This window comes from Sorangium sp. So ce367, from assembly GCF_051520455.1.
GTDB lineage: Bacteria > Myxococcota_A > Polyangia > Polyangiales > Polyangiaceae > Sorangium > Sorangium cellulosum_B.
The window spans coordinates 12331400-12357288 of sequence record NZ_CP150334.1; the positions used below are offsets into that span (position 1 = coordinate 12331400).

General features: G+C 73.9%; 12 protein-coding genes and 1 tRNA gene. 11 read left to right on the forward strand and 2 right to left on the reverse strand.

All coding sequences use genetic code 11. From position 1 onward, the window contains the following. Positions 1-20: 20 nt before the first annotated feature. Both WME97_RS46745 and WME97_RS46750 read right to left on the reverse strand, forming a co-directional pair. Positions 21-338 carry a YtxH domain-containing protein gene (locus tag WME97_RS46745; protein ID WP_437547567.1) on the reverse strand — a complete coding sequence of 106 codons (318 nt, stop codon included), beginning with the start codon at positions 336-338 and terminating at the stop codon, positions 21-23. Positions 339-528: 190 nt separating this feature from the next. Continuing rightward, the gene (locus WME97_RS46750) at positions 529-1656 is read right to left on the reverse strand and encodes a hypothetical protein (RefSeq protein ID WP_437547568.1); all 1128 of its coding nucleotides are present in this window, start codon (positions 1654-1656) and stop codon (positions 529-531) included. Positions 1657-2147: 491 nt separating this feature from the next. Between WME97_RS46750 and WME97_RS46755 the strand changes: the two genes are divergently transcribed. The 11 genes from WME97_RS46755 to WME97_RS46805 all read left to right on the forward strand — a co-directional run bounded on the left by WME97_RS46755 (position 2148) and on the right by WME97_RS46805 (position 25839). After that, complete coding sequence (locus tag WME97_RS46755) at positions 2148-4271, forward strand: zinc-ribbon domain-containing protein (RefSeq protein WP_437547569.1); 2124 nt, start codon at positions 2148-2150, stop codon at positions 4269-4271. Further along, the gene (locus tag WME97_RS46760; protein ID WP_437547570.1) at positions 4264-6123 is read left to right on the forward strand and encodes a S49 family peptidase; all 1860 of its coding nucleotides are present in this window, start codon (positions 4264-4266) and stop codon (positions 6121-6123) included. The genes WME97_RS46755 and WME97_RS46760 overlap by 8 nt, the downstream gene beginning before the upstream one ends. Positions 6124-6284: 161 nt before the next feature. Continuing rightward, positions 6285-14237: a hypothetical protein gene (locus tag WME97_RS46765; RefSeq protein WP_437547571.1), complete on the forward strand. Its 7953-nt coding sequence runs from the start codon at positions 6285-6287 to the stop codon at positions 14235-14237. A gap of 483 nt (positions 14238-14720) precedes the next feature. Further along, positions 14721-16496, forward strand: coding sequence for a carboxypeptidase-like regulatory domain-containing protein (locus tag WME97_RS46770; RefSeq protein ID WP_437547572.1), 1776 nt, complete (start codon positions 14721-14723; stop codon positions 16494-16496). A 57-nt stretch (positions 16497-16553) separates the two neighbouring features. After that, a complete protein-coding gene (locus WME97_RS46775; protein WP_437547573.1) occupies positions 16554-17786 on the forward strand; it encodes an ATP-binding protein in 1233 nt (410 codons plus the stop codon). A gap of 225 nt (positions 17787-18011) precedes the next feature. Continuing rightward, a tRNA-Leu gene (locus WME97_RS46780) sits at positions 18012-18093 on the forward strand. A gap of 746 nt (positions 18094-18839) precedes the next feature. Continuing rightward, complete coding sequence (locus WME97_RS46785; protein ID WP_437547574.1) at positions 18840-19229, forward strand: hypothetical protein; 390 nt, start codon at positions 18840-18842, stop codon at positions 19227-19229. Between the two features lie 164 nt (positions 19230-19393). Then, positions 19394-20650, forward strand: a complete 1257-nt coding sequence (locus tag WME97_RS46790; protein ID WP_437547575.1) for a TolC family protein — start codon at positions 19394-19396, stop codon at positions 20648-20650. Continuing rightward, a complete protein-coding gene (locus WME97_RS46795) occupies positions 20647-22008 on the forward strand; it encodes an efflux RND transporter periplasmic adaptor subunit (protein WP_437547576.1) in 1362 nt (453 codons plus the stop codon). The genes WME97_RS46790 and WME97_RS46795 overlap by 4 nt, the downstream gene beginning before the upstream one ends. 16 nt (positions 22009-22024) lie before the next feature. Then, entirely contained in the window at positions 22025-25219 is a 3195-nt protein-coding gene (locus WME97_RS46800; protein WP_437547577.1) for an efflux RND transporter permease subunit, read from the forward strand. Further along, positions 25216-25839 carry a methyltransferase gene (locus tag WME97_RS46805; RefSeq protein WP_437547578.1) on the forward strand — a complete coding sequence of 208 codons (624 nt, stop codon included), beginning with the start codon at positions 25216-25218 and terminating at the stop codon, positions 25837-25839. Before WME97_RS46800 ends, WME97_RS46805 begins: the two co-directional genes overlap by 4 nt. Positions 25840-25889 lie beyond the last annotated feature (50 nt).

Here is a 25889-nt window from a genome sequence, read left to right on the forward strand (position 1 = left end):
CGCGCCCCCCTGGAGCTCGCTCAGCGGGCGCCGAGCTCGTTGGAGTACGAGCCGGTGCTCTCCTGGAGCTTCTCCTGGATCTGGTCCTGGGTCCGCTGCGCAGCGCCCAGGGCGCGCTCCTTGGCCCTCTCCGCGCGCTCGCGCAGCCGGCTCGTGCTGTCGCGCAGCCGGCGGCGAGCCTCGTCACCTGACGTCGGCGCGACCAGGACGCCAACCCCGACGCCCATGGCGACGCCGAGGCCGAGCCCGACCGACAAGGGAACGATCCAATCGAGTGAGCTCCTTCTCTTGTAGGGGAACATGTCGGCCATGTAACTGACGAGATCGTCTGCCTTCATTGTGGCTCCGTCGGTTCGTATCGCGTGGGGGCGCGTAGCGCGTATCCCTCAGCGTGGATTCACGTGGATGGAACAGTGACCGGCGGGACGTGAGGCAGCGCGCATGCCAAGGGCATATTGCGCACGGAGGGGGCAGGGCAGGGGGCTGCCCTGCCCCGAGGAGCGATCGCGGCGGAGGAGCGCCGCGGCGTTACCGGCAGAAGCCGTCGATGCAGATCTTGCCTTCGCTGCAGGGCGTCTCGGGATCGCAGTCACCGCCGAGGTTGTCGCTCGACCCGCAGACCTGGTGCTCGCCGGAGAACGTCGCCACGGTCCTGCACTCGCTCAGCGAGGGCGACTGGTTGTCGCAGGCGTTCGGGTTCGGCTGGTCGCACGAGATGTAGCAGCTGTGGTGCAGACAGATCGACCCCGGCGCGCAGACGTCCTGCGCTCCATCCTCGCCGCACACGAAGTTGCTCGACTGATTCGGGATGCAGCCGTTCTCGACCCAGACGTCGCCCTCGGGGCAGGCGGCGCCGTCGCTCCTCGGAACACAGGCGCCGTCGACGCAGACGGCGGAGGGGCCGCCGCAGTCGTCGGTGATGACGCAGGGCTGCGCAGGGCGGGAGCAGATACCGAGGGTCGCGTCGCAACGGTAGCTGCTGGGGCAGTCCGCGTCCTCGCCGCAGGCGGGCGTGCATTTGCCCTCGACGCACTTGTCGTTGACCGGACACTGCGTCTGATCGAAGCACTGGTCCTGAGGCGCGGTGCAGATGCCGCTGACGCAGAGGTAGTCCGCGCCGAGGCGGGCGCAGTCGGCGTCGGCGCCGCACGCGGCCGGGGTCGCCGGCACGCAGGTCGCGTCGGCCTCGTCGCCCTCGCAGACGTAGCCGTGGACGCACCCGAGCGGCTCGCCGCTCGGGAGGACCTGATCGCAGCCGCCGGGCTGACACGTGCCATCCGGCGCGCAGGTCTCGCCATCGGCGCAGTCGTCCGGGTTGCCGCAGTACACGACGTCGCCGGGGGCCCCGCCGCTGCCCCCTTCCCCGGAGGAGCCGCTTGGGACGCAGGCGGCGGTGTGGTCGTCGGCGATGACGCACTCGAAGCCCCGGCTACACCCCCAGGTCGTGCAGTCGCCGATGTGGCATCGGTTGTCCTCGCCACAGGTCTCGTTGATCCAGCAGTCGGCTGGCCCGCCACAGCCGCTCGGGATGCCGGGCGTGCAGTCCTCGACGGCTGCATCACAGAAGGGGCTGTCGGCGTCGTCGTCGTAGATGGGGCAACCCGCGAGGAGGGGCGCCAGCACGCTCGCGAGACCCAGCAGAGTAAGTCGCTTCATTCACCGTCTCCCGAAAGCATTCGGCCGCCCGGCGTCGAGGAGCCGCGCCCTCGCGCGTGACGGTCGCGACCGGACGAGCGTAGCAAGCGACATGCCCCACACAAGCCCGGCAAGTCGCGGCGTATTTCGGCCGATCGCGCGCTCGCCGTGAAGCCGCGTTCACGTCGGCATGTGGCGCGCGCGTGGCGAGGCGCCGCCCCGATGTGCCGTGCCTCGCGCAGGTCACGCGGCGGCGGGCGCGACATCGGGGGGCAGGGGGGACCGCAGGGGAGGGGGACCGCAGGGGAGGGGGGGACCGCAGGGGACCATGAACCCTGAACCGCAGAGGAAAGCGGAGGACGGCGCGGCGCGGCGCGACGCTTTGGGGCGCACAGGGGAACCCGTGCTACCGTTCCGCCGAGTTCCGGGCGGCTGCCTCCGAACGAGGAACCCCGGCAGGCTCGCGCCTGGGGGGCCAGCCGTTCGCGAGGACACGGGGACCGGTCGAGCAGATGGATGTCACCTGCGAGCGTTGCAGCACCGAGTACGAGTTCGACGACGCGCTCGTGTCGGAGCGCGGCACGACGGTCAAGTGCACGAACTGCGGCTTCCAGTTCAAGGTCCGCCGCACCGACGGCGCGCTCCCCGAGAAGTGGGTGGTGCGCACGCTCGGCGGCCGGGAGCTCGAGTTCAAGATGCTCCGGGAGCTCCAGGCGGCGATCACCCAGGGCCAGATCACCCGCGACGACGTGATCTCGCGCGGCAACGCGAGGCCGCGGCGGCTCGGGTCGATCGCGGAGCTGGAGCCGTTCTTCAAGGGGCCGGGCAGCATCGTGATGGCCGGGACCGCGCTGGGCATCGGCGGGCCCTCGCCGTTCCCTGGCCGCTCGAGGTCGCTGACGCCTCCAGGGCTCGGCGGCCCGGCGCCGGCGCAGACCGAGCACTCGGTCGCGATCCCGCTCCCGCGGGCGGAGAGCGACGCGGACGTCGCCCCCGAGTCCATCCACGACGCAGAGACGATCGTTCGGGACGTGCGGGAGGTCCAGTCGGGCAGGGAGCGCCCGTCGCCGCGCCGCGGGGCGCAGACCGCGACCTACGATTCCGAGGCCAGCGCCCCCGCGCGGGCGATGACGAAGCCGGGCGCGCTGCCCGGGGTCGTGGTGCCGCCGGAAGAGGCGCCGCCGCTGCCGGACGGGCACCCCGCGCGCCGGCAGGAGCCGCGGACCCTGCGCGGCGCGGGGGTCGCCGAGGCGCGCCAGGGCAGCGTCAGGCCCGCGGACGCCGGGGGCGAGGGGCAGGGGCGCGCCGCAGGCGTCGTTCCGCTGCGGATGCCGAACAGCGTCCCACCGCCGCGCATCGAGCGCGCCGACAGCCCGGGAGGAGAAGACGCCCCCGTGGCGAGGCGCGGGGCGCCGCGCGCGGCGAGCGAGGACCACGCATCGCGGCGGGCAGCGACGTCGGGGTCGCCGACCGCACCCGCGGAGCCCGAGGGGCGTCCCTCCTATGTCGACGAGGGGGACGGCGACGCGGGGATCACGTCGCTGCCCTCGAGGAGGACGGGGATCGCGCGGTGGGTCGTCGGCCTCATCGTCGTCGGTCTCATGGTGGTGAGCGCGGCGACCCTCGGGCCGAAGTACCTCAAGCCGGCCGTACAGGCCCGACCTGCGGTGAGCGACGATCGCGTCTCGGCGCTGCTCGCCGAGGGCGAGAAGAGCCTGGCCGAAGGGGATCCGGAGACGGCGAGGGACAAGCTCGTCAAGGCGAGCGCGCTCGCCGAGGACGACCCGCGCGTCGCGGCGGCGCTGGCCCGGGTCGAGACGGTGAACGCGGACGTGCGGTGGCTGCGGCTGCAGCTGCTCGCCGCAGGGGACGCGGATCTGGACACGGCGCGGCACGAGCTCGACGTCGCGATCGAGCGCGCCCGCAAGGCGGTCGAGCACGCGCGGCGCGTCGCGCCGGCGAACGCCGAGGTGACCCGCGCGGCGATCGATCTGCTCCGCATGCAGGGCGACCTCGCCTCCGCGCGGAAGCTCGTCGGCGCGATCTCGGCCGAGAGCGCGCAGCCGGAGAGCGCGCTGACGCTGGCCGCGCTCGATCTCGCGGAGGCTCATCCGAGCTGGGCCGCCGTCGTCGAGCGGCTCCGGACGGCGGCGAGCATCGAGCAGAGCCCCGGGCGAGCGCGGGCGCTCCTCGTCTATGCGCTCGCGAGGTCCGGCGATCTCGCGGCCGCGCGCGTCGAGAACGAGCGCCTGCTGGCGACGAGCCGGCCGCACCCGCTCGCGCGCCCGCTCCGAGCCTTCATCGACCGGCTCGAGAAGGCGCAGGGCGAGCCAGGAAGCGTCGCCGAGCCGGCGTCGAGCGCGCGCGCGGGGAGCCCGCAGGCGGGCGCTCCTCCGCCGAGCCCGTCGACCTCGGCGAGCGCTCCTCCCGCGAGCCCGCCGGCCGCGCCGGGGCGCGTTCGCCGCGCGCCGGAGTCGGAGCCGGACGACGGCCGCGTGCCCGACGACTACGTCGCCCCGGGCGGCACCATCGATACGAGCGATCTGCCCGGCGTGCATCCGCCGCCGACCGCCGCGCCTGGGGCGACGGCGCCGCCGATCGACACCTCGGATCTGCCTGGAATGAAGCATGAGTAAGCGCCGAGCTCGCGGGGCGCGGTGGACGGGCGTCGGCGCCCTCGCCGTGGCGGCATCGATGGCTGGCTGCACCGGGAGAGAGCGGGCGGCGGCGCTGCCGGCGCCCGCCGCGGCGGGCCTCGACGAGCCGGCGGTCGTCGAGATCGATCTCTCGCGCGGGCTCCCCGAGAGCGCGTCCGCATCGCTCTTCGGCCCGCCGAGCGGCAGGACCCACGCGCAGCTCGTGCAGTCGCTGCGAGCGCTGTCCGAGTCCGCGAGCGCGAAGGGGTTCCTCGTGCGGCTCGGGAGCGCGCGCCTCGCGTTCGCGCGGGCCCACGAGATCGGCCGGATCCTCGGCGATGTCCGCGCGGCGGGGCGACCGGTCGTGTGTCACGCGGACGAGTACAACAACGCGACCATGCTGCTGGCGTCCATCGCCTGCAGCAAGCTCTGGCTCAGCCCTGCCGGGCAGGTCGACACGGTGGGGATCGCGGCGCAGCTCGTGTTCGCGAAGGGGCTCCTCGACAAGCTCAACGTGGACGTCGACTTCCTCCAGGTGGGGAAGTTCAAGGGCGCGAGCGAGCCGTTCACGCGGGAAGGGGCGAGCCCCGAGGCGCGTCGATCGCTCGAGTCCGCGCTCGGCGGGGTCCGCGAGGCGTGGCTGTCGGCCATCGTGGATGGGCGCGGCAAGGAGGAGCTCCGGGAGGCCCTCGAGGACGGCCCGTTCGCCCCTGAGGAGGCGAAGGCGAGGGCGCTCGTGGACGAGATCGGCGATGTCGAGTCCGCGACCGAGGACGCGAAGAAGCTCGCTGGCACCGAGCGCTCCGTGCCGCGGTTCGGCGGCGCTCCGCGCGATGCGAGCTTCTCGCGGAGCCTCGTGGACGTGTTCCGCTCGGTCTCCGGGGCGAGCTCGCTGGGGACGCCGCACGTGGCGGTCGTCCCGGCGATCGGCGGCATCACCATGAGCGCCAAGGGGATGCCCATCGGCTCGTCGGACGGGATCGGCGAGCGCGAGCTCGGGCAAACGATCACGCGCCTCACCGAGGACAAGAGCGCGAAGGCGGTCGTGCTCCGGATCGACTCGCCCGGCGGCTCGGCGCTGGCCTCGGATCTGCTCTGGCAGAAGCTGATGCGGCTGCGGCAGCAGAAGCCGCTGGTCGTCTCGATCGGCGGGATGGCCGCGAGCGGCGGCTACTACCTCGCCTGCGCTGGCACCAAGATCGTCGCCGAGCGGACGAGCATCATCGGCTCGATCGGCGTCGTGGGCGGCAAGTTCGCCGTCGGGAAGGCGCTTGCGGACGTCGGGATCAACGCGGAGACGGTCGCGGCCAACCCGGATCCTCAGCGGGCAGCGCGCGCCGCGTACATGTCGGCGCTCACACCCTGGGACGAGCCCACACGCGCCCGTGTGCTCGCCTCCATGGAGGCGGTTTACGATCTGTTCCTGAAGCGCATCACGGCGGGACGGAACCTCCCGTTGGAGACGATCGCGCCGTCGGCGGAGGGACGGATCTTCGGCGGGGTCGAGGCCGCAGGGCGCTCGCTCGTCGATGAGCTCGGCGGCCTGGAGCGAGCGATCGCGATCGCGCGCGAGCTGGCGGAGCTGCCGGCGGACGCGCCGGTCGAGATCGAGCAGGACGACGGCGGGCTGCTGGAGCTCCTGGCGACCGGCGACGAAGCCAACGAGGGCAGCGCTCGGGCTCCCGACCGCGCAGCGCTCAAGGAGCGCGCGCGGGAGGCGATGGCTTCCGTCCTCCTGCCGGAGTGGCTCGGCGTCGCGCCGGAGGTCGGGACCTTCGCCGCCTCCATGGCGCCTCTCCTGGCCGGAGAGAGGGCGCTCACGGTGTTACCGTTCGCGGTGACGCTCCGGTAAAGCGCGAGATTGCACCGGAAGATTGGCCTTGTACCTCGGTCGTTCTGGTAGGCTGAGCGGGTTCAGCATACCCGAAGCGGGTCGCCGAAATGAGCTCTTCACCTCCGGATCGGGCAGCATCAGCGTCGGGCGCGAGGAGGTCGCTGCATTCGCCGGAGCTGATGGATCCTGCAGGGCCCGCCTCTGCGGGGCAGCTGGTCCTCGCAGGGGCCCGGGCGATCGCGCCGGTGTCGCGCCACCGCGGCCCGCGGGCTGAAGAGGCCTACTGGCGCGCGCGGGTGGACGAGCGCCGCGCCGCCGGCGACGCGCAAGGGGAGCGCGAGGCAGCGCTCGCCCTCGCGAGGATCCTCGCCGCGCGCGGCGTCGAGCTGGACCAGGCGACGACGCTGGCGCGCCGGGCGCTCTCGCTGGGCGACGACCCGGCGATGAGGAGCGAGCTCGCCGGCTGGCTGGCCGGGCTGGGCGAGCCAGCCCTGGCCGCCGCGGCGCTGCGCGGCCTCCGCGACGACGCGCAGCCGCCCGGCGCGACGGCGCGGATGCTGGTGAAGATCGCCGTGCTCCTCGCGCGCGCCAGCGACGTCGCGGGCGCGGTCGACGCGCTCGGAGAGGCGAGCGAGCTCGCCCCGGACGACGCGATGGCGAGCGAGCTGCTCGGCACGATCGCGGCCTGGGCGTCGGACGAGGTGTTCCCCGCGGCCGCGGCGAAGGCGTACCTGGAAGCGGCCAAGCGGCGCGAAGCCGCGCGGGAGCGGGAGGCGGCGTTCGAGGATCGCCTGCGCGCCTTCGAGATCGCGCCTCACGACGACATGGCCGCCAAGGCCATGGCGGCCGCGCTGTTCCTGCGCAGCCGGCAGGGCGCGGCCGACGAGGTGCTCCGGACGCACGCCGAGGCGCTCGCGGCGCGGGCGCCTCGCGGCGAGGGCGAGGCCCCTGGCCCCTCCGCCCTGCGGCGCGCGATGGAGGTGCACGGCCACCGGCTCCAGGGCGCGACGAACGAGGGCGACTGGGCGCGCGCCGTCGGGTGCGTGCTCGACGCGGGCCTCGACGGGGCGATCGACGGCGACGCCGCCCGCGCGATCGACGAGGTGCTGGAGCAGGCGGGGCTCTACGAGCTCGTGGCCGCGCGGATCGAGCTCAGGGCGGAGCAGCGGGTCGGGGCGCCGAGGGCGGAGGCGTACGTGGCGCTCGCGCGGCTCCACGCTGGCCCGCTCGCGAGCCCCGACCGCGCCGTGGAGGCCTGGATCGAGGCCGCGGCGAGCGACTCCGGCAGCGCCGCCGCGCGCACCGCGCTGCGCGACCACGCGGCCACGCTGCACGACATGGCGCCCCTCGTCGAGGCGCTCATCCGCATCGGCGAGGGCTCGGACGCGAGGGCGACGGAGGACGCGGCGGGGCGGATCGACGCGCTCTCGGAGCTCGCGCGCCTCGCGGAAGAGAAGATCGGCGACCCCGGCCTCGCGCGCTGGGCGCTCGAGGCGCTGAGAGACGTCGGCGGCGACCCGACGCACGCCGAGGCAGGGCTCCAGCGGATCGCCGATCGGCTCAAGGGGCAGGACGAGGCGCTCGCCGCGGCGCAGCGCGCGCTCCGCGGCGCGGACACCGCCGAGGGGCGGATCGACGCGCTCCGCCGGCTCGTCGTGATCTACCGCGGCCGCCCGAAGGAGCGCGCGGCCTACGAGGAGGCGCTCGTGGGGCTCTCGCGGGCGCTGCCGGCCGACCGTGGCTGCCTGCTGGCGCTCGATCGGCTGAGCCGGCGGACCGGGGGAGGCGCCGCGCTCGACGCCCTGCTCCGCGCGCGGCTGGCCGAGGCGACGCGGGCGCCCTCGGAGGCCGAGGGCGCGCGCTCCGCGAGGTCCGAGGCGATCCGCGCGGCCTCGCTGACGCGGGTCGAGCTGGTGCGCGCAAGGCTCCTCCTGTCGGCGATCGCCCGGCGGCAAGGCCAGGACGCCCGCGCCCTCGACGAGGTGTTGCCGCTGCTCGGCGAGGCCCCGGGGCACCGCGGCGCGGCGAGCGCCGCGCTCGTGCTGGCCACGCGGACCGGGCGCCTGCACGAGCGCGCCGACGCGCTCGTGCAGCTCGCCGCGCCGGTCTGGCCGGCGCTGCGCGCGGTGCTGCTCTCGATCGCCGCGGCGCTCTACCACCGGACGCAGCGGGCGCGCGAGGCGGCGCTCTCGCGCGAGGTCGCGCTGCTCGCCTGCGAGGCCGATCCGTCGTCAGCGCGCGCCGTGGCCACGCTCGCCTCCATCCTCACGGCAGATCTCGCCGCCGCCGCGGAGGCCGGCGAGGCGCCTCCGTTCGAGGTCGACCGGGCTGTGGCGGCCGCGATCGAGCGCTCCATCACCACGGTGTTCCCGCGCGGCGCGCTCTGCGACGGCCTCGCGAGGGCGCTAGAGGCGCTGGGCGAGCTGCCGCTCGCGCTCGCGTGGACCCAGCGCTGGCTCGCGCTGCGGCCAGGGTGCCCCCAGGCGACCGCGGAGCTCATCCGCCGCGCCGCGGCCGCCGGCGACGCGGCCCGGCTCTCGGACGCGCTCGCGTGGATCCTGGCGCAGCCCAAGCCGCTCGGCGAGATGGCGGCGGCGCTGGCGAGCGCGCTGCACGCCCTCTACGACCTCGATCCCGAGCGCGGCACGGCGCTCGCGAGGCGCTCGCTCGACGTCTTCGGCCCGCAGAACCCGCTCTTGCGCGAGCGGCTGCTGGAGCTCGCGCGCCGGGCGGGCGACCCTCACCTCGCGGTGACCGTGCTCGAGCGGTGGCTGGCCGTCGAGATCACGGCGGCGCACGCCCCCGAGCTGATGTTCATGCTCACCGATTGCCGGCTCGACGGCGGCGATCCGGACGGGGCGGCGCAGGAGCTCGCGCGCGCTGCCGCGGTGCAGGCCGATCCTCACGAGATCCTCGCGCGGGTCCAGCGCCTCGAGTCGTCGCTGCTCGACGCGAAGGGGCTCAGCTCCGACGGCGCCATCGCGCTGGCCGAGGCGAAGGCCCGGGCGTTCACCGCGCAGGGCGCCGGCGCGGCGGCGGAGGCCGCGGCCGCGTGGCGTGAGCTCGGGAGCCTGCGCTGGGATCTGGCGGAGGATCACCGGGGCGCCGAGGAGGCGTTCTTCCGCGCGAGCGAGCTCGCGCCGAGCGGCGGCACCGAGCGTTACGCGCGGGACATGTGCGAGTTCGCGGGCGTCGAGGCGGCGATCGAGGCGATCGTCGCGCGCGCCGCGGAGGCGCGGAGCGAGACGGGGGCGCAGCCCGCCGCGGACGAGAACAGGTGGTCGGGCGACGTCGGGCCCGAGCGGCGCAGGCGCGCCACCCTGCTGATCGAGGCCGCCAACCTGGCGCACGAGCACGGCCTGCCCGAGCGCGCGCTCTCCGCGGCGGCGAGCGCGATCGAGCTCGATCCCCTCCGCGCGGACGCCGTAGCGCTGGTCGAGAAATCGGCGGACGCCGATGGCGGCATCGTCGTCCTCGACAAGACCTACCGGCTGCTCGCCGACGCGGCCCTGGGCTGCTACGGCCGCCGCGCCGCCCATTACCGCGCGGCGCGGCAGCTGGAGAGGCGCGGCGCGTTCGAGCTCGCGCTCGCGCACGCCGTGGCCAGCTTCGAGGCGGTCCCGACCGAGGGCACCTCGTACGTGCTGCTCGCTCGGCTCGCCGAGCACGTCGGCGAGCCGTCGGACGCCGTGCGCGCGCTCGAGCGGGTGGCGACGACGGCCGATCCGGCGTCGCGCAACGCGTGGTTGAAGCGCGCCGCGGCCCTCACCGGCCGCACGGAGGAGGGCCTCCGGCTGCGCCTCGACATCCTGCTCCGCGCGATGGTCGTACGCCCGGACGCGGCGCTCGTCGAGGACGTCGGCGCCGCCATCCGCGATCTCATCGCGTGCACGGGGCAGCCGGAGGTCGAGGCCATCCGCTTCGACCGCGCGGTCAAGGCGAGCATCGCGAAGCTCGACGGCCCCGAGGGGGCCCGCGCGGGGCTCGCGATGGCGCGCATCGCCGTCGCCGTCCTCGACGCGCCCGCGCTCGCGCTCGCCGCGATCGAGCGCGCGATGCTCGCCGACGGCGACGTCGACGAGTTCCAGACGCTCCTCGACATCGTCGGCGAGCTCGCGCGGCAGACCGAGCCGGCGTCGCACCTCGTCGCGGCGGTGTACGCCGCGGCGATGAGGCCGCACTCGAGCGTCGGTCCCGGCCTGCTCAGGTGGGCGAGCAAGCTCGCTGGCGCCCTGAACGTGCCGCCGGTCGCCGCGGCGCTGCTCGTGGAGGCCGCCCGGCGCGCGCCGGAGGACGACGCGCTCGCGTACGAGGCGGAGGGGGCCGTCGAGGCCAGCGGGGACGAGGCGCTGAAGCGCTCGCTGGACGACGCCTTGCCGGTCGCGCGGCGCCTCGAGGCGCTGCTGCACCTCGCCGACAAACACGAGCGCGAGGGCCAGCGCGCCGAGGCCACCGTCGCCCTGGAGCGGGCGCTCGCCGGCGGGCAGCTCGTGGGCGACACGCGCAACGAGGTCGTCACCCGGCTGCGCCGGCTGTACGCGGCCGAGCGTCGCAGCGCCGATCTCGAGACGCTCGTCCAGTCCGAGCTCGCGCGCATCGACCTGCCGGATGCCGTCCGCCTCGCGTTGACGCGCGAGCACGCCGGCATCCTCGCCGCCGGCGGCGATCTCCATGGCGCGGTGGAGCTCCTCCTGGAGGCGGCCCAGAGGACGCCGTTCGACAAGGCGCACATCGACGAGCTCATCCGGCTCGCGCGGAGCACCGACGATCGCCAGCGGCTCTTCGACGTGCTCACGCGCCTCCAGGGCATCCTGAGCGGCGACGAGGAGCGGCTGGTCGTGCTCCGCGAGCTCGCGCCGCTGGCCCAGGAGCTCGGCGATCGCGGCGCCGCGGTGGCGCTCTACGAGGCGATCGCCCGGCTGGATCTCACCGACATGCACGCCGTCGAGGTCGTCGAGCAGGACGCGAGCGACCGCGGCGATCACGCCGCGGTCGCCGCCCTCCTCGCGCGCCGCATCGAGGCGGCCCCGCTGCCGGACACGCGGCGCGCGCTGCGGCTCCGGCGCGCCGCCCTGCTCGAGCAGCGCCTCGGCCTCCTCGACGAGGCGTGCGCCGAGCTGGAGGCCCTTCTCGCGGCGTCGCCGGACGACGTGAGCGCGCTGAGGTTCCTCGCGGACATCCACGAGCGGCTCGGGACGCCGCTCCGCGCCGCCCCGCTCTGGTGCAGGCTGGGCGATCTCGCGACGACCACCGACGAGCGGGCCGAGTACAGCCTCCGCGCGTGCAGCAGCTACCTCGGCGGCGGGGACGTCGAGTCCGCGAAGGACACGCTGGAGAGCGTCGCTCGCATCGCGCCGCGCGAGGCCGTGATCGAGCTCCGCGTCGAGATCGCCCGCCGGGAGGGGGACGGCCACGCGCTCGCCGCGGCGCTCGATCAGCTCGCCAGCGCGTCGCGCGACGCCCCCGAGCGGCGCGCGCAGCTGCTGGTCGAGGCTGCGCGCGCCACGTCGATGCTCGGGGACGACGCGACGGCGCTCGAGCGCGCTCGCCGCGCCGTGAAGCTCGCCCCGGAGTCGCCCGACGCTGTCCTCGAGGCGCGCCGCATCGAGTATCGCCTGCGCGGGACCGGGACGCCGCGCGACGCGCAGGCCGCGGTGGAGGAGCTCGGCCGCATCGCGCCGCGCCTGCGCCCGGCGCACGTCGATCTGCACGCGTTCCTGCTCGCCGAGACGCTCGACGTCATCCAGGGCCACGGCGCCGGCATGCGGGAGCTGACCCGGCGCCACGCCGAGGTCGGCCCGAGCACGCTGGTCGCGCTCGGCATGGCGGAGCGCCTGGCCCTGAAGCGGAACTTCTCCGCCGCCCTCCCGCTGTTCGATCGCGCGCTCGGCGGCGATCTCCAGGGGATGCGCGCGCGCGGTCGGGTCGCGCTCGCCGCCGCCGAGACCGCTCAGAACGCCGGCGATCTCGAGGCGGCCGCGCGCCTGCTCGAGGAGGCCGCGGCGGAGCCGGAGACGCGCACGCTGGCGCTGCGCCGCCAGCTGGAGCTCACGGCTGCGCGAGGTGAGCCCGAGGCCGCCCGGAAGGCGCTCGAAGAGCTCGCCGCGCAGAGCTCGGGGATCGATCGCGCGCGCGCGCTGATGCAGCTCGCGCGCCTGCACGTGTCGAGCGACCCGGATCGCGCAACGAAGATCCTCTCGCAGGCCACGGCGCTCGCGGGCTCGGATCGCTCGCTGGGGCTGAAGATCGCCGAGCTGAACGCCGAGCTGGCCAGCGAGCGGGCGACCCTGCCTCCCGAGGAAGTGTCCCAGGCTGCGACGCTCCGGGCGGCCGCGGCGGAGTCGGTCCAGGCGGCGCCAGAGGCGCCGCCCAGCGCTGCGTCGGCGGCGAGCGGCGCCGGACCCGCGAGCAGCCGCGCGCCGTCGAGCGGGGTAGGGCCCGCGAGCAGCCGTACGCCATCGAGCGGGGTCGGGCCCGCGAGCAGCCGCGCGCCGTCGAGCGGGGTCGGGCCTGCGAGCAGCCGCGCGCCATCGAGCGGGGTCGGGCCCGCGAGCAGCCGCGCGCCGTCGAGCGGGGTCGGGCCCGCGAGCAGCCGCGCGCCGTCGAGCGGCGGCGCGCCGGCCTCGAGCAACCCGCACATCGATCTCGTCGAGCTCAACGACCCGCTCGACGAGGGGTTGATCGCCGACGACCCGTCGCAATCCACCTCTCCCGCGGTGTCGGACGACGATCTGCTCGACGGGGCGGCGAGCACCGCCGCCTCGCCGGCGCCGTCACCGAGCGCCGTGTCAGGTGCCGCGGAGAGCACCGCCGCGCGCGGCGGCGCCGCGTCGGGCCGCTCCGGCGCCGGCGCGCCGCAGCCCGGGCCCCCGGTCTCCGCCCCGGCGTCGATCCAGCCGCCCTCCTCCGCGACGCGGCTCGTGGCCGCGTGGTCGCCGTCCGCCGCCGAGAGCTTCGAGGAGGCAGCGCTCTTCCGCGAGCTCGCCGCGGGCTCGTACGACGCTGGCGAGCGGCTCATCAAGAGCTTCGCTCCGCGCGATGATCGCTCCCGGGAGGCGCTGGCGGTCCGGCGGATGCAGGCCCACCTGCGCCTCGGCGATCGGGGCACCCTGGAGCGCCTCCAGGCGGCCGCGATCGCCGACAAGAACATGACCTACGCCCGCGCCATCGAGCACGTGCTGCGCGCCTTCGACGGCGACGAGCCGTCCGACCGGCCCGGCGAGGGCGTCGTCACGCCGCCGCCCCTCGCCGCGCAGCGCGACGCGCCGGAGCTCGTGAGCGCGCTGCTCTTCCGCGATCTGGAGTCGCCGGTCAACGAGGCGCTCGCGATCGTCTGGGAGACGGGCCTCTACCGCCGCGACGCAGGCCAGTCCGGGCTCGTCCCCTCCGAGCGGATCCAGCCGACATCGCCTACCCTCCTCGGGGAGATCTACGGCGTCATGGCCGCTCACCTCGGCCTCTTGCGCACCGCGCTCTTCCACCAGCGCGCGCCCTTGCCTGCTCCGTCGCCGCCGGAGGGGCAGATCATCCGGGTCAACCCGCCGGCCGTGCTGCTGCGGGGCGAGGTCCGCGAGGACACCCCCGAGCTGCGTTACCTGCTCGGCGCTCAGCTCGCTGGCGCCATGCCCGAGCATGTCCTGGTGAACACCAGCTCGGAGGACGAGCTCCGCACGCTGCTCTCCGCCATCGTCGCCGCGTTCGGGCCCCTGGAGGCCACCGCGCACAGCGCCCGCGGCAACCCGGCCGTGGTGCGGCTCGAGCAGAACCTCTGGCAGCTCATCCCCCCGCGCGCAGAGCGTCGCCTCCGCGAGATCTGCGACAGCGCCGACAAGATCACCTACGAGGGGGCCGTCAAGACGACCCGCACCGCGATGCGCCGCGCTGGCCTCTTCGCCGCGGGCAACGTCGCCACGGCCGTGCGCGCGACCCTCAAGGAGCGCGGCCTGGAGCTGGCGGTCCCGCTCTCCGACCCCGAAGGGCTCGCCGCGGCCTGCGCGGCGGTCCCCGAGATCGCCGATCTCGTACGCCTCGCGACGCGGATGGAGTACGCCGAAGCGCGATGGCAGCCCGGTACGGTGCCTTCACTCCGGCGGGTCGACACGGGAAGCTCGCGCTTCCGTGCAGGCACGTAGGCGTCGCGGCACCCGCTGCGCGGACGTCGGTGGCGTCATGTTCCTCGCAGACCTCGCGCCCCCGCAGCGCCGATCGGAGCCCGGTCGTGTCCCGTCTCACCCGAGCTTTCCCGTGTGCATGTCCGTGCTTCGTCTGGTTGCGATGAGTGCGGGGTGGCCGCATCGGCGCATCCGTCTCGACGCGACAGCGCTGTCACAGCGCCGCCGCGGGTTGCGCGGCGCCCTGTCGAGCGGATGCACGCCGCACGCTGCCCGGAACGCCGTCTGTCGATTGGCACGAACATCGCCTTCTCGTTCGGGTGTGATTTTCCCCTGCGCCTGCTCGGGTGCGGACCCGTTCGGGCTCCGCGCGTCGCTCTCATCAGCTCGGCGGCCACCGGTCGCCGGCGTCTCCGCGGAGCCGCGGCGCTCTCCCGCCACACCGCCACGGGGGCGTTCTCTGCTCCGCGCTGCGCGCGCTGCGTCCCTGGCGAGGAGGGCGCGGTGAGCGCGCGACACGTCGTGTGCGCCGCGCTGCTCGCCAGCCTGGCGACCTCGGTGGCCTGCGGCATTCCCCTCGAAATGGCGGAGTCCGCCCCCATGAACGCCTGCGACGGGTCGGTCGAGTGCGGCCCGGGGGCGACCTGCGCCGATGTCAGCGGGCAACGCGCGTGCGTCTCGACGAGCGCGAACCTCGACGGGCTCATCCTCGAGATCCGGCCTCGCGCCTCGCCCGAGCTGGGCGCGGAGGTCTCCCATCTCCTCGCCGTCGATGCAGCGAGCGGCTTCCCTCCTCAGGACCCTGGCGGGCAGGTGCATTCCGTCGATCTCACGATCCCCATGCCCGCGAGCGTGAAGGCCACGGTGCGCCTCGGCGGCTCCTACTGCGAGAACCGCACCGGCGGGCTGCCTCCCCTGACCGGCGGGCAGTTCCCCGTGAAGGTCGAGTTCCGGCGCATCGCGCCGATCCTGGGCCTGCCCACCCAGAGCTACTCGACGCTCTCGGAGCCGGACGGCATCGACGGCCAGAGATTCCAGCTCTCTATCCCCGCAGGCGACTACCACATCTCGTTGATGCCGCAGGCGCGCGCCGATTGCCTCGACGACATCCCCCCGCCGATCTTCCTGCCGAACCAGGTGGTCCCCGAGCAGTGGACGCTCGGCATCAACGCCGAGGCGCCCGCCGTGCTCCAGGGCAGCTTGCAGGTGCCCGAGGGCGTGCGCGTCGACGGGTGGAAGCTCGATCTCGTCGACCCGGTGACCGGCAGCGCCCTCTCCCAGGTAGGCCTCCTCGAACAGGCCGAGCCCGACCCGCAGGCGACCGCAACGCAGGTCGGGTTCAGCGTGAAGTTCTACTGGACCGACAAGGACAGGAGCCCGCTCATCCGGCTGCGTCCGAAGGACGGAGTGCCGAGGCCCACGGTCTACTGGGAGCTCGCTGCGCTCGCGCTCCAGGGCTCCACGGGGAACCTGGACCTGTCGCTCCTCCAGCTCGACGCGGCGGCGCGCCGCGTGGAAGGTCAGACGCTCGACGTGAACGGCAACCCGGTGCTCTCCGCCGTCCGTATCCAGAGCGCCATCATCGACAGGGCGCCCACCGCCGCCTACAAGCTGGACACCGAGACGGACGCGAACGGCCTCTTCCGTGCCGATCTCCCGCCAGGCGAGTACGTCCTCTTCGCGCAGCCGCTCAACGACACCACCAAGGCGGCCGTCAAGCAGGCGCTCAAGTTCGCCGCCGGCGACGACTGCTACTGCGGCCAGTCGGTCGTCATCCCCGAGGCCGGGACGCTGCGCGGCCGCGTCCAGGGGCCCATGGGCGAGTTGATGGACGGCGCCAGCGTGTTCGCGGTCCCTGCCCGCGGTCAGATCACGCCCTACATCGGCCAGGTGCTGACGCCCGGGCCGCTGCTGCCCCGGCAGGCGTCCGGGGTCCTCCGTGACGGCGCGTTCTCGATCGGCATCGACCCAGGGGAGTTCGACTTCTCGGTCCGCCCGGCACCCGGCTCCACCTACCCGTGGCTCGTCAGGCCGCGCCTAACGGTCTCTGCGATGGACGCCGCGGTCACCGACCTCGAGCTCGCCATCTCGTTCCCGGCCGTGCTCCAGGGCGTCGCCCGCGACGCGTCGGGCGCCCGGCTCGGCGACGCCACGGTCGTGGCCTGGCTGCCGGTCCAGGGCGCGACAGCGCAGGAGACGAGGGGCATCCAGATCGGCGAGACCCGGTCGGCGGCCGATGGCTCCTATGTACTGCCGCTCCCCCCATCGATGTCCCGGTGAAGTCGGAGCGAAAAAGGGCGGTACCAGCCCAGCGCGGAGCGAGATAGGCTAACGCCCGTGGCGCAGCCGACGCGCGGTGGGACATCGGAGCCTTCAACCGAGGATGGCCTGACCCTCGCGCCTCCTCCGCGCGGCGACCTGGGCCAGCGCGCCGACGAGGAGCGTGCGACCGGGACCTCGCTTCCGTCTGCGCAGGAGCTCGCGATCGCGCTGCACGAGGTCTCCAACGCGCTCACGGTCATCGTGGGTTGCATCGAGCGCGCGCAGGGCGAGCAAGGCCCTGAGCTGGGCCGCGCGCTCGGCGTCGCCGCGTCCCGCGCGCGCGACGCTCGCCGCCTGATCCGGCGGGCCATCGGCGCCGAGGGGCGTCCGGCCGGCGACGGCGAGGTCGCGTCGAGGCCGCTGGGGGAGCCGGCGCGCCTGATCGCCGACGTCATCGACGACGCCGTGATGGGGCTCGAGCCCGAGGCGCGCCGCTCGGCGATCGCGCTCCGCGCGGTGATCGAGCCCACGGTCGCGCGCACCGGCGTGAGCAACGGCGCTGCGGTCGTGCAGATCTTGACGAACCTCCTGCTCAACGCCGTGGCGCTGTCGCCCCGCGGCTCGTCCGTCCGTGTCGATGCCAGGCTGGAGGGCGCCGCGGTCGTCATCGGCGTCGCGGACCAGGGGCCCGGCGTTCCGCCGTCGCGCCGAGCGACGCTGCTGAGCTCCGGCGTCTCGACGCGGCCTGGCGGAGCGGGCATCGGTCTCCGCCACTCCGCAGCGCTGGCGAGCGCTGCCGGCGGCGCGCTCGCGCTCGTGCCTTCGGAGGAGGGCGCTCGCTTCGAGCTGCGCTGGCCCGTCGAGGACACGCCGCCCGCCGACGCCCCGCCCGGCGAACCAGGAGCCAAGGAAAAGCCGCCTGTGCCCCGGACCACGACGTCGCCGCCGCAGCACGGGACGATCCTCGACGGCGTCAGGATCCTGGTGGTCGAGGACGACGACGCGGTGGTGGATCTGCTCGACACGGCGCTCACCGCGCGCGGCGCGAGCATCGTCAGTGTGCAGAGCGCGGTCGAGCTCCCGGGGGCCCTCGCCTCCGGGCCGTTCCAGGCTGCGCTGCTCGACATCTCGCCGATCCAGCAGGACGTCCTCGGCACCGTCTCCGCCGTGCGCAGGGCCAACCCGGACGTGCGGCTCGTTGTCATGTCCGGCAGCGCCGGCGCCGATCCTCTCCCCGCGAACTCCGGCGTCTCCTGGGTGCGCAAGCCGTTCGAGATCCGCGAGATCGTCGAGGCGCTCGTCCGCTGAAGGGCCCGCGGGCGAGGTGCGCGCGGCGCTCCGTGCCTGCGGGCGTGCTCCTCTGGCGTGCGCACCGCATCGTGCGCGCGAAGCCGTGACAGCCGGCGATCGGTCGAGGCCGCGAGGCCGCCGCGCCGGGCTGACCAGCGCGGGCGCTGCGACGTGTGACGACGTTGTGAGGATTAGCTTGACTTCCCCGGCCAGCTGGGTAGGTTCCGTCCCGCAACCGCACTCGCGAAGGTGGCGGAATTGGCAGACGCACTAGCTTGAGGTGCTAGCGGGTAACACCGTGGGGGTTCAAGTCCCCCCCTTCGCACTCCCTGTCTCTCTCTCGACGCCTCGTTCTCCACTCCTTGTGCACACCCGCCTGAGCGCATTCCCTCGGCTCGTGTGCGGTGCCGGTGACGCTGCCCTTGTGTCTTGACGGGGCCGCCCGGTTTCGGAGCACGCGTCTGGGTCTCGACGGCTTGCCCTGGCACCGCTGAGCGCTCGTCTGCGCCCAGCTGGACGCAGGGCGATGCATGCGGGCAGCACATACCGCGTGGAGAGTGGCGCTCCGGGGAGGGGCGTGCGACAGACCGCCTGTTCGGGGCGGATGTCACACGAGCTCGCGCCGGGGATGCACAGGAGAGCGCGCCTGGGAGCCCTCAGGGCTCCTCCGAGCGGTTGGCCGACGTGTCGTTTCGGCGGTTGCCCCCGAGGCTCCTCGCTGGCCGTCAGGTCCAGGTGATCCTCGCAGACTCGCGCGGTACGGACGATGGTTCATGTGCCCATCGCACTGGCGTCCACGCCAATCGATCCATCGGGGTGTGCGCGCGAGGTGTCCGCGGCAGGGGGGCTTTGAAGGCGGACCCATGCTGTTCGTGGAGGGTCCACTCAGCATGTTCCAGCGTGGAGTCCGGGGTGCCGCGATGACCGTGTCGTGCGCATTCCTGCTCAATCCTCCGTTCGGGCGCGCGTCGACGGCGTACACAGGCTTGCATCGGTCGCCGAGCGGCCTGGTCGGGCTCGACCGAACGCCTTCCTTGACGCCCGTCTGGTCCTCCCCCACGCTCGCATCGGATGTTCCGCGTCCGGCGATCCCATCGTGACCGCAGCGCGCTCCTTCGCTGGATCCGCGCCGCGCTCCCGGTGCTGCTCGTTGTCGGTCTCCTGGCGCAGGGCCACACCCTCCAGGCGCTCGGCATGACGATCGCTTGCGAGCACCCGATGCTCGAGGCGTCGTCGGCCCATCACGAGGAGGACGCGGCGCCGGACAGCTCCCACGAGGACTGTCCGCCCAGCTGCAGCGACTGCGCTTGTGGCCGTATCCCCATGACGCTGTCCGTCGGCGCCGCGCTGCCCTACATCCTCCTGGAGGCGTACGAGATCGCCGCGTCGACGCTGCCGGAAATGCCAGGGCGCAGCCTCCCTCACCGCCTCGAACGGCCACCCCGACGCCCGCGCGCCTGAGGCGCCCTCGTCAGGTGTCGCACCCGCGAGCACGGCAGCAGCGCACAGGCGTTTGAGCGCCCCTGCGCCGCGCCGCCGTGAGCTCGGCCCTCTCACGCGATCCTGACCGGGCACAACCGCGGTTCTTCGCGCGAGCGCTCCAAGCGCTCGAGGGCTGTCCGTCCATGTTCCGTCCCCCTGTGCGTCGTCTGTTCGTCGCTTCCTCGCTCGCCCTGCACCTCCTGTCGATCGCGCCCCCGGCGGCCCTCGCCGCAGAGCCGCCCCTCACCCGCGCCCGCGTCGCCGACCTCGCCCGCGCAGCCCCGAGCGCGCGCGTGGCCACGGCGGAGGCCGGCGTCGCCCGCGCCGCGACCTCGGCCGCAGGCGCGCTCTCCCTGGAGAACCCCGTGCTGACCGGCATGGGCGGCGTTCGGCTCAACCCCGACGGGAGCAAGCCGGTGGCCGCTTCGGCGTCCCTCGCGTGGCCGATCGAGCTCGGCGGCCAGCGAGGCGAGCGCATCGCAGCCGCGAAGGCCGAGCAGCGCGCCGCCGAGATCAACGCCGAGGACGGCCGGCGTCGCGTCCTGCTCGCCGCCCTGCTCCAGCACGCCCTCGTGCTCCGGGGCGAGCGGCAGGTGCAGCTCGCCCGCGCCCGCGTCGCGCTCGCAGAGCGGCTCCACGCCGCCGCGGAGCGCCAGCGCAAGGCAGGCGAGGTGCCGGAGGTCGATGTCGCCCTGGCGTCGCTCCAGAGAGGGCGCGACCAGGCTGCCGCGAAGGCGGCGGAAGGCACACGCGACGCCGACGAGGCGGCGCTCCTCGGCCTGCTCGGCCTCCCCTTGCGAGCAGCGCAGCAGCTGCCCCCGGTGGAGGGGCCCCTCGTGCCGCCCGACGATCCGCCGCCGCTCGCGTCGATCCTCGGCGACCTGGGGCGGCGCCCCGATGTCGGGGCCGCCGAGGCTTCGGTCGACGCCGCGCGGGCCAGGGCGGAGCGCGAGCGGGCGGCCGGGTGGCCCACCGTCAACGTCGTCGCCCAGGTCGAGCGCGACGACGGCGCGAACATCGGCATGCTCGGCCTCGCGATCCCGCTGCCGATCCTCAACGCCAACCGCGCCGGCGCCGCGACCGCCGCCGCGGAGATCGACGTCGCCCAGGCCCGCGCCGAGGCCGCGCGGACCGGCGCCGCGGGCCACATCGCCCAGCTCTACGCGCGTTACAAGGCGACGAAAGAGGCCCTCCAGGCGCTGACACCGACGGCCACCCTGATGGAACAGGCGGCTGCGATCTCGGCGCGAGGGTACGAGCTCGGCGAGAAGGATCTCGCGAGCGTCCTCCTGGTGCGGCGTGAGGTCATCGACGCCGAGGCGGCGCTGCTGGAGGCGGAGCACGCGCACGCGGCGGCCAAGATCGAGCTCCTGGTCGCCGCGGGGAGGGCGCCCCGATGAGCGCTCCTCCGCGAAAGATGGAGCTTTCCCCGAAGGTGATCGCCGCGATCGCCGCCGCCGTCCTGGCGCTCGTCGTCGCGGCCGTCGCCATCACGGTGCGCGTCGAGCATCGACGCCACGGGCACGACCGCGAGGCCGGCCATGAGGAGCACGACGGGCATCAGCACGGCGAGAAGGAGGGAGCGCACGGCGATGGCCACGACGGCGATCACGACCACGACCACGACAACGACCGCGCGGAGAAGCACGCGCCGGACGAGCCCGGGGAAGCGCACGCCCACGGCGACAGGCTCAAGCTGTCGCCCGCGATGATCCAGAACGCCGGGCTGGAGATGCTCACCGCCGGACCGGGCAACGTCGCGGTGACGGTCACCCTCCCCGGCGAGGTCGCGCTCAACGCGGAGGCCATCGCGCACGTCACGCCCCGCGTGCCGGGGACGGCGCGGGAGGTGAAGAAGCAGCTGGGCGACACGGTCACGCGAGGAGAGGTGCTCGCCGTGCTCGACAGCCGCGAGCTCGCCGAGCTCCAGCGCGAGCTCCTGGCGGCCAAGGAGCGCCTCTCCCTCGCCGAGGCGAGCTTCACGCGCCACGAGGCGCTCTGGAAGGAGCGCATCTCGGCCGAGAAGGAGTACCTCGCGGCCAGGCAGGCGGTCGCCGAGGCGCGGATCGAGCACCGCAGCGCGGCCCAGAAGCTCAGCGCCGCCGCAGGCTCGGGCGCGGGCAAGGGCACCGGTTACGCGCTGGTCGCCCCCATCGACGGCACCATCATCGAGAAGCACATCGCCATCGGCGAGGTGCTCAAGGAAGACACCCAGGTCTTCGTGATCGCCGACCTGTCGACCATCTGGGTCAACGTCACCGTCTACGCCAAGGACCTCAGCCGCGCGCGGATCGGCCAGACGGCCTGGGTCAAGGCCGAGGGGATCGAGCAGAGCGCGCGGGGCACGCTGGCGTACCTGGGGCAGGTCGTCGACGAGCAGAGCCGCTCCGCCGTGGCCCGCGTCGTCCTCCAGAGCCCGGGCGCCGCGTGGCGCCCCGGGCTCTTCGCGACCGCCGACATCGCCGTCGAGGAGGCGGCCGCGCCCGTTGTCGTCTCCGACGAGGCCATCCAGCGGGTCGAGGGCAAGGACGTCGTCTTCGTCGAGGAGGGCGACGCCTTCGAGGCCCGCCCCGTGAAGATCGGGCGCCGTGGCACGAGCGGGGGCGGGCCACCCGGCGCCCCCGCCGCCGAACCGCGGCGCGGCGCGCCGGTCGTCGAGATCGAGGCCGGCGTCGCCGCAGGCGAGCGCTACGTCGGCAAGAACAGCTTCATCCTCAAGGCGGAGCTCGGCAAATCCGAGGCCGGACACCAGCACTGAGGAGCGCGAGGACCCCATGCTCACCTTGCTCTCGCGGCTCCTGTCCGTCTCGATCCGCCATCGCTTCCTCGTCGTCGCCATCACCCTCGCGGTCGGCGCGCTCGGGGCCTACAACTTCACCCGCCTGCCGATCGACGCGGTCCCGGACATCACCAACGTCCAGGTGCAGATCAACACGTCGGTGAAGGCGCTCTCTCCCGTGGAGGTCGAGCGCCAGATCACCTTCCCCATCGAGTGGGCCATGGGCGGGATCCCGGGCGTCCAGCAGGTGCGCTCGCTGTCCCGTTACGGGCTCTCCCAGGTGACGGTGATCTTCGAGGACGGCACCGACATCTACTTGGCGAGGCAGCTCGTGGCCGAGCGCCTGGGCGCCGCGAAGGAGAGCCTGCCGCCAGGGCTCGGCGAGCCGCAGCTGGGCCCCATCGCGACCGGCCTCGGCGAGATCTACATGTGGACCCTCGAGGCCGCGCCGGACGCCAGGCGGCCCGACGGCAAGCCGTACGACCTCACCGATCTACGCACGATCCAGGACTGGATCGTGCGGCCCCAGGTCCGGACCGTGCCGGGGGTGACGGAGGTCAACTCGATCGGCGGCCACGAGCGGCTGTACCAGGTCTCGCCCGATCCGGCGAAGCTCGTCGGCTACGGGCTCTCGTTCCGCGACGTGCTCGAGGCCCTCGCGGGCAACAACGCCAACGCGGGCGGAGGGTACATCGAGCACAAGGGCGAGCAGTACCTCGTCCGCGCCACGGGCCTCGTGCAGAGCGAGGACGACATCCGGGGCATCGTCGTCGGCAACCACCGCGAGGCGCCGATCCGGATCGAGGACGTCGCCGAGGTCAGCGTCGGCCAGGAGCTCCGCACGGGGGCGGCCACCGAGGACGGAGAAGAAGCGGTCATCGGCACGGCCATCATGCTCGTCGGGGAGAACGGCCGCGCCGTCTCCAGGCGGGTGGACGATCAGATCAAGGCGGTCAACAAGTCGCTGCCCGCGGGCGTGACGGTCAAGACCGTCTACGACCGCACCTACCTCGTCGACGCCACCCTGAGCACCGTCAGGAACAGCCTTCTCGAAGGGGCGGCGCTGGTCGTCGTGGTGCTCTTCCTCCTGCTCGGCAACCTCCGGGCCGCGCTCATCGCCGCGCTCGCGATCCCGTTCTCGATGCTGATCGCCGTCACCGGGATGGTCGAGAGCAAGATCAGCGGCAACCTGATGAGCCTCGGCGCCATCGACTTCGGGCTCATCGTCGACGGCTCGGTGATCATCGTCGAGAACTGCGTGCGGCGCTTCGCCGAGGAGCAGCGCCGGCTCGGGCGGGTGCTCACCCGCGAAGAGCGGCTCGACCTCGCCTACGAGGCGTCCCAGGAGGTCCGCCAGGCGACGATCTTCGGTGAGCTCATCATCGCGATCGTCTACCTGCCCATCCTCACGCTGACCGGCATCGAGGGGAAGATGTTCCGGCCGATGGCGCAGACCGTCGTCCTGGCGCTCGCGGGGGCGACGATCCTGTCGATGACGTTCATCCCGGCGCTCGTGGCGCTGCTCCTCAAGGGCAACGTGTCGGAGAAGGAGAACCTCCTCTTTCACCACGCGAAGCGCGCCTACGGGAGCGCGCTCGCCTGGGCGCTGTCCCACAGGCCGATCGTGGTCGCGATCGCGGGCGTCGCCCTCGCCGCCTCCGGCCTGGTCGCCGCGGGGCTCGGCAGCGAGTTCGCCCCCAAGCTGAGCGAGGGGGCGCTCGCGCTCCAGCCGGCGCGCATCCCGTCGATCAGCCTCACGACGAGCGTGGCCATGCAGGCGCAGCTCGAGCGCCTCCTCAGGGAGCGGTTCCCGGACGAGATCGAGCACGTCTTCGCCAGGACCGGGACGGCCGAGGTCGCGACCGATCCGATGGGCCCGAACGTCTCCGACACCTACCTGATGCTGCGGCCGCGGAGCGCGTGGAAGAAGGCGAAGACGCAGGAGGAGCTCGCCGAGGCGATCGAGGCGGTGATCCACGAGCTGCCGGGGCAGAACTACGAGTTCAGCCAGCCGATCGAGCTCCGGTTCAATGAGCTCATCAGCGGCGTGCGGAGCGACGTCGCGGTCAAGGTCTTCGGCGACGACCTCGACGTGATGCTCAAGGAGGCCAGCAGGATCGGCGCGCTCCTCGGGGCGACGCCGGGCGCCGCCGACGTCAAGGTGGAGCAGGTCACGGGCCTGCCGGTGCTGACCATCGACGTGGATCGGCGCATGGTGGCCCGCTACGGGCTCAACGTCGCCGACGTGCAGGCGGTCGTCGAGGCCGCGATCGGGGGCGTGAGCGCCGGCGAGGTCTTCGAGGGGGACAAGCGCTTCGATCTGGTGCTCCGGCTGCCCGACTCCATCCGCCGCGACATCGGGGCGCTCGATCGGCTCCCGATCCCGCTCCGGAGCAAGGGGGGCCACGCGACCGGACCGAGCGGCCCGACCATCGCTGCGGCGGCCGGCGCGCCCGAGCGGGCGGCGTTCGTGCCGCTCGGCGCAGTGGCGAAGATCGGCGTGGAGGAGGGCCCGAACCAGGTCAGCCGGGAGAGCGGCAAGCGCCGCGTCGTCGTCCAGTGCAACGTGCGCGGGCGCGACCTCGGCGGCTTCGTCGCCGACGCCGAGGCGCGGATCGACGCCGAGATCAAGCTCCCGCCGGGCTACTGGATGTCCTGGGGCGGCCAGTTCGAGAACATGCTCGCCGCCCAGCGGCGCCTCGCCGTGGTGGTCCCTGGGGCGCTCGGGCTGATCTTCGGCCTGCTCTTCCTCTCCGTGGGGACGCTCAGGAACGCGGCGCTGATCTTCACCGGCGTCCCGCTCGCGCTCACCGGCGGCGTCCTCGCGCTCTGGGGCCGCGGGCTCCCGCTCTCGATCTCGGCGGCCGTGGGCTTCATCGCGCTCTCGGGCGTCGCCGTGCTGAACGGGCTCGTGATGGTGACGTTCATCGAGAACCTGCGGCAGCGCGGCGAGGCGCTCGACGACGCCGTGCTCCACGGCTCGATCGCGCGGCTCCGCCCCGTGCTCATGACGGCGCTCGTCGCGGCGCTCGGCTTCGTCCCGATGGCGCTCGCCACCGGCACCGGCTCCGAGGTGCAGCGCCCGCTCGCGACGGTCGTCATCGGCGGGATCCTCTCGTCCACGACGCTCACGCTGCTCGTCCTGCCGGTCCTCTACCGGCTGACCCATCGACAGGAGAGCTCGACATGAACCGACCCTGGCTCGCCCTCGTTCTCTACGGGATCTACCTTGCGCTCGTGTTCGGATGGCGCTCGCTCAGGCAGCTCCGCGCGACAGGATCGGCGGGCTTCCGCGGCATCTCGGGGCCACCCGGGTCGCTGCCGTGGCTCGGCGGCGTGCTCTTCGTGATCGCGCTCGTCCTGGGAGCGCTGGCCCCCGTCGCGGAGCTCGCGGCCTGGATCGGGCCCCTCGCCGATCCCGGCCCGCCCCTCGTCGGCCTCGGCGCGGCCATGACGATCGCGGGGACGCTCGGCACGCTCTGGTCCCAGGGCGCGATGGGCGCGTCCTGGCGCATCGGCGTCAGCGACGCGGAGCGCACGGGCCTCGTGACCGGAGGCCCGTTCGCGGTGGTGCGGAACCCTGTCTTCAGCTTCATGATGCTGGCCGCGCTCGGGCTGCTGCTGATCCTCCCGAACGCGGCCGCGCTCGCCTCGCTCGTCGCGCTGGTCGTCGCGATCGAGCTCCAGGTCCGCCTCGTCGAGGAGCCGTACCTCCTGCGCACCCACGGCGGCGCCTACGCGGCCTACTGCGCGAAGGTCGGCCGCTTCCTCCCCGGGATCGGCCGAGGGAGCTCACCGCCCGTCGACTGAAGGAGGAGCTTTGGAACCGCCAAGGCGCCATAAGACGCCAATATTATTGA

What these genes read in the sequence shown, in the direction of transcription:
- WME97_RS46745 (WP_437547567.1), bottom strand. Translation starts at nt 338, where the DNA reads ATGAAGGCAGACGATCTCGTCAGTTACATGGCCGACATGTTCCCCTAC.
- WME97_RS46750 (WP_437547568.1), bottom strand. Translation starts at nt 1,656, where the DNA reads ATGAAGCGACTTACTCTGCTGGGTCTCGCGAGCGTGCTGGCGCCCCTC.
- WME97_RS46755 (WP_437547569.1), top strand. Translation starts at nt 2,148, where the DNA reads ATGGATGTCACCTGCGAGCGTTGCAGCACCGAGTACGAGTTCGACGAC.
- WME97_RS46760 (WP_437547570.1), top strand. Translation starts at nt 4,264, where the DNA reads ATGAGTAAGCGCCGAGCTCGCGGGGCGCGGTGGACGGGCGTCGGCGCC.
- WME97_RS46765 (WP_437547571.1), top strand. Translation starts at nt 6,285, where the DNA reads ATGGATCCTGCAGGGCCCGCCTCTGCGGGGCAGCTGGTCCTCGCAGGG.
- WME97_RS46785 (WP_437547574.1), top strand. Translation starts at nt 18,840, where the DNA reads ATGTTCCGCGTCCGGCGATCCCATCGTGACCGCAGCGCGCTCCTTCGC.
- WME97_RS46790 (WP_437547575.1), top strand. Translation starts at nt 19,394, where the DNA reads ATGTTCCGTCCCCCTGTGCGTCGTCTGTTCGTCGCTTCCTCGCTCGCC.
- WME97_RS46795 (WP_437547576.1), top strand. Translation starts at nt 20,647, where the DNA reads ATGAGCGCTCCTCCGCGAAAGATGGAGCTTTCCCCGAAGGTGATCGCC.
- WME97_RS46800 (WP_437547577.1), top strand. Translation starts at nt 22,025, where the DNA reads ATGCTCACCTTGCTCTCGCGGCTCCTGTCCGTCTCGATCCGCCATCGC.
- WME97_RS46805 (WP_437547578.1), top strand. Translation starts at nt 25,216, where the DNA reads ATGAACCGACCCTGGCTCGCCCTCGTTCTCTACGGGATCTACCTTGCG.